Source organism: Streptomyces sp. NPDC015144, from assembly GCF_043079735.1.
Lineage (GTDB): Bacteria > Actinomycetota > Actinomycetes > Streptomycetales > Streptomycetaceae > Streptomyces.
Window position 1 is genome coordinate 1 of sequence record NZ_JBIBUU010000042.1, and the last position, 9990, is coordinate 9990.

Here is a 9990-nt window from a genome sequence, read left to right on the forward strand (position 1 = left end):
TGCATGTATTAGGCACGCCGCCAGCGTTCGTCCTGAGCCAGGATCAAACTCTCCGATAAAGAGTAAGATTAGCTCATTGCTAAACTCTAGCTTTTGTTACTTGTTTTGTTTCTATAACGAAAGTTATAAAAACGATTATTGTTGACGTTTGTTTGTTCAGTTTTCAAAGAGCAATTTAATGTTGCTGTTAGGAGCAACTTTTATATAATAACACAGCATTTCACCGTGGTCAACTTCTACGAACAAACTTTTTTAAAAAAAGAAAGAATGTTTTTTTCGAATTAGCGACATCTACTAATATACCATTCGCATTCGTGGAAGTCAACTTCTTTTTAGAGGTTTCTACTAGTTGAAATGTTTTTCTATTCTACATAATAAACTCTCTTACAGCAATAGATAGTTCAACGTTAATAATTCCGATAAAAAAGAACAAGAACCAATATGGTTTTTGTTCTTTTAATTTAATATCATTTTTCCCCTGCGATCATTTAGTTCCTGCATTATTGCTTCTTTCTTTGAATTCCATAAATCTAAAGCATCATCTTCATTCATGTATTTACTAAAAGTTTTTAAAGCTTCCGGTTTCATCATCCAGTCTGTTAAAAATTCTACTCTTTTGATTTTACGTTTTGGTATATGACTGTTAACAAAATCTTGAATGGCATCATCTGAAGGATTTATCTCAATAATGTTTTTATCTATCTCATTCTTTAATTTGTACGTGATAAACCCTATTGGATTTTCTATTTTATGATCATCTCTAATTGACTCCATCACTTGAATTACATTTCTTTTCCCATAATTCAACCAACTTTGTATAGTTTTATTCGGAACTTTAACTCCTAAATCACTCGCCAAACTTTTAATATCTTTAATATCGTCTTTAGAAACAACAAAAAGATCATTTTCAAGTTCTTCTGTATCTAACACTGCATTTTGACTGGAATGAGATATCGGAATAGGTAAAGGTTGAATAATAGAATCTTTGGTTTTTATAAAGAATTTAATTTCTTTAACTGCCCTTCCTTGTTTTATCTCTTGAAATTCAAATGTGATATCTGATTTTTTATTTATCTGTTTTTGAGAAGGGAGTATTACACGCTGTTTAAAGTTTCCGTAAGCAGGATATATACTTGTTGCGCCCAACTTATGTCTTAGGTCCTCCATAGTGAGGGTTCTTTCTTGTAGACGTTCATATTGCTTAAGCAGTTCATATATCCTTATAGAATAATGCCCCTTTAGTTTACTTACGTTTTTTAAATGATACGATGTAAATTCCTTTTTCAACTCTAATAAATAAGGGGTAAGAAACTTATGTAGTGTAAGCTCGATTGTCCCCTTTTTATAGTTATAATCAGCTTGGGATAACCATTGAACTTGTACTAATCTTTCTTCGAATCTTATTTCATAAATTTTAGCTAACATATTCCTCGTAATTTCTTCTAGTTCCTTATACCTTGTATTACTGTTTCCGCCAATCAATTTTATGAAATCTTTGATTGTGAAAGTGTAAGATTGAAATTCCTTATCATTTGGTTGAACTAAACTAATAAGGGTTAAGATGATTTTTTGTTCTATCTCGTTTAATTTATATGCTGCTTCAATAAGCTGATTTGATTTCGTAATTAAGTTGTCTGCACTTATCTTGGATCCCATATTAAAACTCCTTTTTATTGATCATTCTAAAATATAACAAAAAACACAAATGAGAGTCTACTTGTGTTATATTTCAGAAAATTTAAAACACACACTCGATAAACGAAGTTTTTATTTTTTTAAAATATTCTTAATTACCAAAATAATAAAAAAACAAGTTTTTACAAATCTCTCTTGTTTTGATTGTTTTATCAATTATTTGTTTTAATTGTTTTAATTGTTTTAATTGTTTTAGGAGGTAAAAAACCCTTATGTATCAAGGGTTTGAGGGACCTAACTATAACAAAAACTGAGTGAACTATAACAAAAACTGAGTGAACTATAACAAAAACTGAGTGAACTATAACAAAAACTGAGTCACAACTATAACAAAAACTGAGTGAACTATAACAAAAACTGAGTGAACTATAACAAAAACTGAGTGAACTATAACACCTAATTTTTAGGTGTTATAGTTCACTTTTTTAGAGGATTTTCAATTAATTTCCTAGAAAGTATAAAAAAAGAAAGAAAAGAAGAAAGGAAGAAAGGAAGAAAAGAACGTTGGAAGAAGGAGGGATCATTTTTGGCGATTACAATTACTATGGGGATACAAAAAGGTGGTTGTGGAAAATCAACTACTGCAGGCATACTATCATATTTACTAAGTAGAGATGGTTATAAGGTGTTGGCAATCGATCTGGATTCTCAAGGGAACTTAACAGAACTATTATCTAATCAACCTTCCAATGAATTCATTGGAAAATCAGTACTAGAAGCTATGCAGAAACAAGATGTAAAAAAGTATATTCTACCTATAGAGAAAAATTTAGATTTGTTGCCTGCTACAAATTTTTTAGCTACATTCCCCAGGTGGATATATACCGGAAAGACTTATAAAGGCGATACAATTCCTTTTAAAGGAACTCCTAGTTTAATTCTAGATAAAAGTTTAGATGGAATCAGAAATGAGTATGATTTCATTATTATTGATACGCCACCTTCTTTATCAGAACAAACAACTAATGCCCTATGTGCTAGTGAGTATGTAGTGGTATTATTCGAGTGCTCTAACTGGTGCTATTCAGCAATACCTAACTTTATGGAGTCTGTCACAAGTGCTAAAAATCATGGTAATAGAAATACTGAAGTAATAGGGATTCTAAGAACATTGAATGACTTAAGAAGAAGTGATGCTAAGGCCTTTAATGAAATGATCACAGAGGATTACCCTGATGAAGTTTTTAAAACGGTTATTACTAGAAGAGCTCCTATTGGTCGTTTAGCCTTATATGGGTTTAATAAAAACTCAGAATTAAAGCAGGCTTTACTACAATATGAAGAATTTTATAAGGAGTTGATTAAACGTGTCCAAAGTAAACGATATAAAAAATATGAAACGTCTTCAGAAACAGATTACTCCTTCCCAGGCTCTCGCTGAAGAGATTAGTGAGGAAAAAGCTTCTACACTACAACTGATAAGAAAACGAGTCTCATTCGATTTACGAACAGACTTACATAAAGAGTTAAAAATGCAATCTTTATTACAAGAAAAAAACATCTATATATTAATTGAAGAAGCATTAGAGGACTATTTAAATAATATCGGTAAATAATTTGATGCATCCAAACTTGGGTACGTAAAATTATTTTTAATAGTAGTTAACATAATGCGTCTTATCCCAAGCAGCACCCCAAACAAAAGACGGAATCCGGCCATATTCGGGCAAATTCTGTCTTTTTCCCTTCGGGAAATAATCAAAAATGAAGACTATAATTCAAAAACACTATCTCTTTATTTCTTCTATTTCCTCCTGGATCCTATTCCATTATCTATTTGACATTCCAAACATTTTTGAAGCATGGACAATGCTTATAATGCTGTATGGAGTATCTATATGTCTATTTTCTTTGCTTATCTATCCTTTTAAAAAAAGAGCATAAGGAAACCTGATATCACCTTCTGATAAAAGGTGATGAATAGTCGGTGCCTATTAGGTTTCAAGGAGTTTAAATTGATATCACTTTTTGGCTCGGGAGATATAGTGTAGATATACCGTAATATCTCTAGAGATATAGTTGTATTCCAAAATTTTCATTGGATTTTTCCTGTCTTTGCACAAACAACGCTAAAAGATTTTTTTCTTTTAGCGTTGTTTCGAGTTGTGATATGGATACATTAGAACGATATATTTGCGCTTTATTGTCCAATTCTTTTCATCCTTTTTAAAAAGAAATATCTAATATCAGTTTTAAAATATAAAAAACGAATAGAATTTCCATTGTCGAACGTCTTTAGGCTTTTATATTCGATCTATAATACTGTCCTTTTTCTAAAAACGAACTTAACTAAGGGAAGTACCTAAAATCAGCTAAAATAGCCCCTGAAACGTTCTAAATCTGAATTCACTTTAAGCTTACCCATCGGTTGATGTTAACTTTAAAAAGACAATTAAATACTAAACAACCTATCCTAGTGTATCGTTAATAAAAGTTTTTTGTATTGCTTCTTCTAGTTCGAATTGTTCCATCCTGGATTTTGCATATCTTTTAGTAACATTTATATCTTTATGTCCAGCAAGTTTCGAGACAACTTCTAAGCCTATTCCTTTATCTATAAGCTTTTGACAAAAAGTATGTCTTAATTTATGCGGATGAACATTATACTTTTTCAACATATATTGAATCGATCTTTCTGTTAATCGTTCATTAGATTTTGAAGTAAATAAAGCATCCTCACTATAAAAAGAGTCACAGTATTTAAGAAGATATTTCTTAGCTTCTTCCGATAATGGAATATACCTTTCTTCACCAGTTAACCCATTTCTAACGGTTAATTGCCTTTTTCTAATATCAATATTCGACTTATTTAGAGAACATAATTCCGAAACTCTAATACCTGTATGAAGTAATAAGTAAACAATAGCTATATTTCTTTCGTGACCATCATTTTTCACTTCTTGAAGTAATTGATTGTATTCATAAGGAGTTAGTATTTCCAATTCTCCCTTTTTTTCTATAGGCATAACTTTAATATCTAAAGTTATTTCTGGACGTTTCAAGAACTTAGCAAACGTTCTAATAGAGCCAAGTATTTTATCGATAGTTATTGGACTTTTGCGCTGTTGCTCTAAAAAAGAGAGATAATCTTGAACATCTTTTTGAGATATATTCTCTAAATAAGTAGGATATTTGTAGAGCCAGTCTTGAAATTTTTTCATTTCACGTTGATAAGTAGTGACTGTATTAACAGATTTCCCTTCTGTTTCAAGCCAGTCTGCAAATTGACTAATAACATTAGATTTTTGCACTTTATCACCCCTAAATCCAGACTTGGTACTTACTTAATATCTTAATTCATAAGAGGAAAGAAGTAAACTTCCACGATAAAATCAAAAAAAAGGATAGTAGTCTAATGACTACTATCCTTTTCGGTGCCTGGCGACGTCCTACTCTCACAGGGGGAGAGCCCCCAACTACCATCGGCGCTGAGAAGCTTAACTTCCGTGTTCGGTATGGGAACGGGTGTGACCTTCTCGCTATCGCCACCAGACTATTATGTTTTTATGAGTTGTTCTCTCAAAACTAAATCCTATAGGAAGAAAAACACAAGAACCAAGTAATCTTTTTAGTTAAGTCCTCGATCTATTAGTATTTGTCAGCTCCACGTGTCACCACGCTTCCACCTCAAACCTATCAACCTGATCATCTTTCAGGGATCTTACTAGCTTACGCTATGGGAAATCTCATCTCGAGGGGGGCTTCATGCTTAGATGCTTTCAGCACTTATCCCTTCCGCACATAGCTACCCAGCTATGCCTTTGGCAAGACAACTGGTACACCAGCGGTGCGTCCATCCCGGTCCTCTCGTACTAAGGACAGCTCCTCTCAAATTTCCTACGCCCACGACGGATAGGGACCGAACTGTCTCACGACGTTCTGAACCCAGCTCGCGTACCGCTTTAATGGGCGAACAGCCCAACCCTTGGGACCGACTACAGCCCCAGGATGCGATGAGCCGACATCGAGGTGCCAAACCTCCCCGTCGATGTGGACTCTTGGGGGAGATAAGCCTGTTATCCCCGGGGTAGCTTTTATCCGTTGAGCGATGGCCCTTCCATGCGGAACCACCGGATCACTAAGCCCGACTTTCGTCCCTGCTCGACTTGTAGGTCTCGCAGTCAAGCTCCCTTGTGCCTTTACACTCTACGAATGATTTCCAACCATTCTGAGGGAACCTTTGGGCGCCTCCGTTACTTTTTAGGAGGCGACCGCCCCAGTCAAACTGCCCACCTGACACTGTCTCCCACCCCGATAAGGGGTGCGGGTTAGAATGTCAATACAGCCAGGGTAGTATCCCACCAATGCCTCCACCGAAGCTGGCGCTCCGGCTTCCAAGGCTCCTACCTATCCTGTACAAGCTGTACCAAAATTCAATATCAGGCTACAGTAAAGCTCCACGGGGTCTTTCCGTCCTGTCGCGGGTAACCTGCATCTTCACAGGTACTATAATTTCACCGAGTCTCTCGTTGAGACAGTGCCCAGATCGTTACACCTTTCGTGCGGGTCGGAACTTACCCGACAAGGAATTTCGCTACCTTAGGACCGTTATAGTTACGGCCGCCGTTTACTGGGGCTTCAATTCAGAGCTTCGCGCGAACGCTAACCCCTCCTCTTAACCTTCCAGCACCGGGCAGGTGTCAGCCCCTATACTTCGCCTTACGGCTTCGCAGAGACCTGTGTTTTTGCTAAACAGTCGCCTGGGCCTATTCACTGCGGCTCTCTCGGGCTTGCACCCAAAAGAGCACCCCTTCTCCCGAAGTTACGGGGTCATTTTGCCGAGTTCCTTAACGAGAGTTCTCTCGCTCACCTTAGGATTCTCTCCTCGCCTACCTGTGTCGGTTTGCGGTACGGGCACCTTGAATCTCGCTAGAGGCTTTTCTTGGCAGTGTGGAATCAGGAACTTCGGTACTATATTTCCCTCGCCGTCACAGCTCCGCCTTCACGGTAATGGGATTTGCCTCATTACCAGCCTAACTGCTTGGACGTGCTAATCCAACAGCACGCTTACCCTATCCTCCTGCGTCCCCCCATCGCTCAAACGATTCATAAGGTGGTACAGGAATATCAACCTGTTGTCCATCGCCTACGCTCTTCAGCCTCGGCTTAGGTCCCGACTAACCCTGAGTGGACGAGCCTTCCTCAGGAAACCTTAGGCATTCGGTGGATGAGATTCTCACTCATCTTTCGCTACTCATACCGGCATTCTCACTTCTAAGCGCTCCACCAGTCCTTACGGTCTAGCTTCAACGCCCTTAGAACGCTCTCCTACCACTGACATCATAGATGTCAATCCACAGCTTCGGTGATACGTTTAGCCCCGGTACATTTTCGGCGCAGAGTCACTCGACCAGTGAGCTATTACGCACTCTTTAAATGGTGGCTGCTTCTAAGCCAACATCCTGGTTGTCTAAGCAACTCCACATCCTTTTCCACTTAACGTATACTTTGGGACCTTAGCTGGTGGTCTGGGCTGTTTCCCTCTTGACTACGGATCTTATCACTCGCAGTCTGACTCCCAAGGATAAGTATTTGGCATTCGGAGTTTGTCTGAATTCGGTAACCCGATGGGGGCCCCTAGTCCAAACAGTGCTCTACCTCCAATACTCTTACCTTGAGGCTAGCCCTAAAGCTATTTCGGAGAGAACCAGCTATCTCCAAGTTCGATTGGAATTTCTCCGCTACCCACACCTCATCCCCGCACTTTTCAACGTGCGTGGGTTCGGGCCTCCATCCAGTGTTACCTGGACTTCACCCTGGACATGGGTAGATCACCTGGTTTCGGGTCTACGACCACATACTCTATCGCCCTATTCAGACTCGCTTTCGCTGCGGCTCCGTCTCTTCAACTTAACCTTGCATGTAATCGTAACTCGCCGGTTCATTCTACAAAAGGCACGCTATCACCCATTAATGGGCTCTAACTACTTGTAGGCACACGGTTTCAGGATCTATTTCACTCCCCTTCCGGGGTGCTTTTCACCTTTCCCTCACGGTACTGGTTCACTATCGGTCACTAGGGAGTATTTAGCCTTGGGAGATGGTCCTCCCTGCTTCCGACGGGATTTCTCGTGTCCCGCCGTACTCAGGATCCACTCAGGAGGGAACGAAGTTTCGACTACAGGGTTTTTACCTTCTGTGACTGGCCTTTCCAGACCTATTCATCTACCCCGTTCCTTTGTAACTCCATGTAGAGTGTCCTACAACCCCAAGAGGCAAGCCTCTTGGTTTGGGCTAATCCCGTTTCGCTCGCCGCTACTAAGGGAATCGCGTTTGCTTTCTCTTCCTCCGGGTACTTAGATGTTTCAGTTCCCCGGGTCTGCCTTCAGTTACTCTATGTATTCAAGTAACGATACTATCCCATTACGGATAGTGGGTTTCCCCATTCGGAAATCTCCGGATCAAAGCTTACTTACAGCTCCCCGAAGCATATCGGTGTTAGTCCCGTCCTTCATCGGCTCCTAGTGCCAAGGCATCCACCGTGCGCCCTTTCTAACTTAACTTGATTTGGCTAAAGATGTTACTCTTTACCCTAATTCTTCTATTTACATAGAGAATCTAAGATGGCGATTACTCGGTTTTATCTTGGTTTTTCTTCTATATGATTTAGTTTTCAAAGAACAATTTTATATCATGAGGAATTGCTCCCTCAAAACTGAACAACAAACTATCAACAATCTATGAATGGAATAAATCCATTTTTCCTTAGAAAGGAGGTGATCCAGCCGCACCTTCCGATACGGCTACCTTGTTACGACTTCACCCCAATCATCTATCCCACCTTAGGCGGCTGGCTCCCAGAAGGGTTACCCCACCGACTTCGGGTGTTACAAACTCTCGTGGTGTGACGGGCGGTGTGTACAAGGCCCGGGAACGTATTCACCGCGGCATGCTGATCCGCGATTACTAGCGATTCCAGCTTCATGTAGGCGAGTTGCAGCCTACAATCCGAACTGAGAATGGTTTTATGGGATTGGCTCGACCTCGCGGTTTTGCTGCCCTTTGTACCATCCATTGTAGCACGTGTGTAGCCCAGGTCATAAGGGGCATGATGATTTGACGTCATCCCCACCTTCCTCCGGTTTGTCACCGGCAGTCACCTTAGAGTGCCCAACTAAATGCTGGCAACTAAGATCAAGGGTTGCGCTCGTTGCGGGACTTAACCCAACATCTCACGACACGAGCTGACGACAACCATGCACCACCTGTCATCCTGTCCCCCGAAGGGGAACGTCCTATCTCTAGGATTGTCAGGAGATGTCAAGACCTGGTAAGGTTCTTCGCGTTGCTTCGAATTAAACCACATGCTCCACCGCTTGTGCGGGCCCCCGTCAATTCCTTTGAGTTTCAGCCTTGCGGCCGTACTCCCCAGGCGGAGTGCTTAATGCGTTTGCTGCAGCACTAAAGGGCGGAAACCCTCTAACACTTAGCACTCATCGTTTACGGCGTGGACTACCAGGGTATCTAATCCTGTTTGCTCCCCACGCTTTCGCGCCTCAGCGTCAGTTACAGACCAAAGAGTCGCCTTCGCCACTGGTGTTCCTCCACATCTCTACGCATTTCACCGCTACACGTGGAATTCCACTCTTCTCTTCTGCACTCAAGTCCCCCAGTTTCCAATGACCCTCCACGGTTGAGCCGTGGGCTTTCACATCAGACTTAAAGGACCGCCTGCGCGCGCTTTACGCCCAATAATTCCGGACAACGCTTGCCACCTACGTATTACCGCGGCTGCTGGCACGTAGTTAGCCGTGGCTTTCTGGTTAGGTACCGTCAAGGTACGAGCAGTTACTCTCGTACTTGTTCTTCCCTAACAACAGAGTTTTACGATCCGAAAACCTTCATCACTCACGCGGCGTTGCTCCGTCAGACTTTCGTCCATTGCGGAAGATTCCCTACTGCTGCCTCCCGTAGGAGTCTGGGCCGTGTCTCAGTCCCAGTGTGGCCGATCACCCTCTCAGGTCGGCTACGCATCGTCGCCTTGGTGAGCCGTTACCTCACCAACTAGCTAATGCGCCGCGGGCCCATCTGTAAGTGACAGCGTAAACCGTCTTTCAGCTTTCCTACATGAGTAGGAAAGGATTATCCGGTATTAGCTCCGGTTTCCCGAAGTTATCCCAGTCTTACAGGCAGGTTGCCCACGTGTTACTCACCCGTCCGCCGCTAACTTAAAAAGCAAGCTTTTTAAGTCCGCTCGACTTGCATGTATTAGGCACGCCGCCAGCGTTCGTCCTGAGCCAGGATCAAACTCTCCGATAAAGAGTAAGATTAGCTCATTGCTAAACTCTAGCTTTT

Annotated in this window: 3 protein-coding genes and 4 rRNA genes; 1 reads left to right on the top strand and 6 read right to left on the bottom strand. The window is 41.0% G+C overall.

Features of this window, described 5'->3' with window-relative positions; genetic code table 11:
• Together ACF08W_RS34740 and ACF08W_RS34745 are read right to left on the bottom strand one after the other, a co-directional pair.
• Positions 1-59, bottom strand: a 16S ribosomal RNA gene (locus tag ACF08W_RS34740); the annotation flags it as partial.
• Positions 60-456: 397 nt separating this feature from the next.
• The gene (locus ACF08W_RS34745) at positions 457-1656 is read right to left on the bottom strand and encodes a replication initiation protein (RefSeq protein WP_160555784.1); all 1200 of its coding nucleotides are present in this window, start codon (positions 1654-1656) and stop codon (positions 457-459) included.
• 565 nt (positions 1657-2221) lie between these two features.
• Here ACF08W_RS34745 and ACF08W_RS34750 point away from each other — a divergent pair.
• The gene (locus ACF08W_RS34750; protein WP_160555785.1) at positions 2222-3076 is read left to right on the top strand and encodes a ParA family protein; all 855 of its coding nucleotides are present in this window, start codon (positions 2222-2224) and stop codon (positions 3074-3076) included.
• A 1027-nt stretch (positions 3077-4103) separates the two neighbouring features.
• On the opposite strand, the gene ACF08W_RS34755 is transcribed toward ACF08W_RS34750, so the two are convergent.
• The 4 genes from ACF08W_RS34755 to ACF08W_RS34770 all read right to left on the bottom strand — a co-directional run bounded on the left by ACF08W_RS34755 (position 4104) and on the right by ACF08W_RS34770 (position 9954).
• Complete coding sequence (locus ACF08W_RS34755; protein WP_202389403.1) at positions 4104-4946, bottom strand: tyrosine-type recombinase/integrase; 843 nt, start codon at positions 4944-4946, stop codon at positions 4104-4106.
• A 125-nt stretch (positions 4947-5071) separates the two neighbouring features.
• Positions 5072-5188 (bottom strand): 5S ribosomal RNA (gene rrf, locus ACF08W_RS34760).
• Between the two features lie 75 nt (positions 5189-5263).
• Positions 5264-8198: ribosomal RNA gene (locus tag ACF08W_RS34765) — 23S ribosomal RNA — on the bottom strand.
• Between the two features lie 206 nt (positions 8199-8404).
• Positions 8405-9954: ribosomal RNA gene (locus ACF08W_RS34770) — 16S ribosomal RNA — on the bottom strand.
• Between the last annotated feature and the right edge of the window lie 36 nt (positions 9955-9990).

Excerpts from the sequence above, each read along its gene's own strand:
- ACF08W_RS34745 (WP_160555784.1), bottom strand. The coding sequence starts at position 1,656 with ATGGGATCCAAGATAAGTGCAGACAACTTAATTACGAAATCAAATCAG.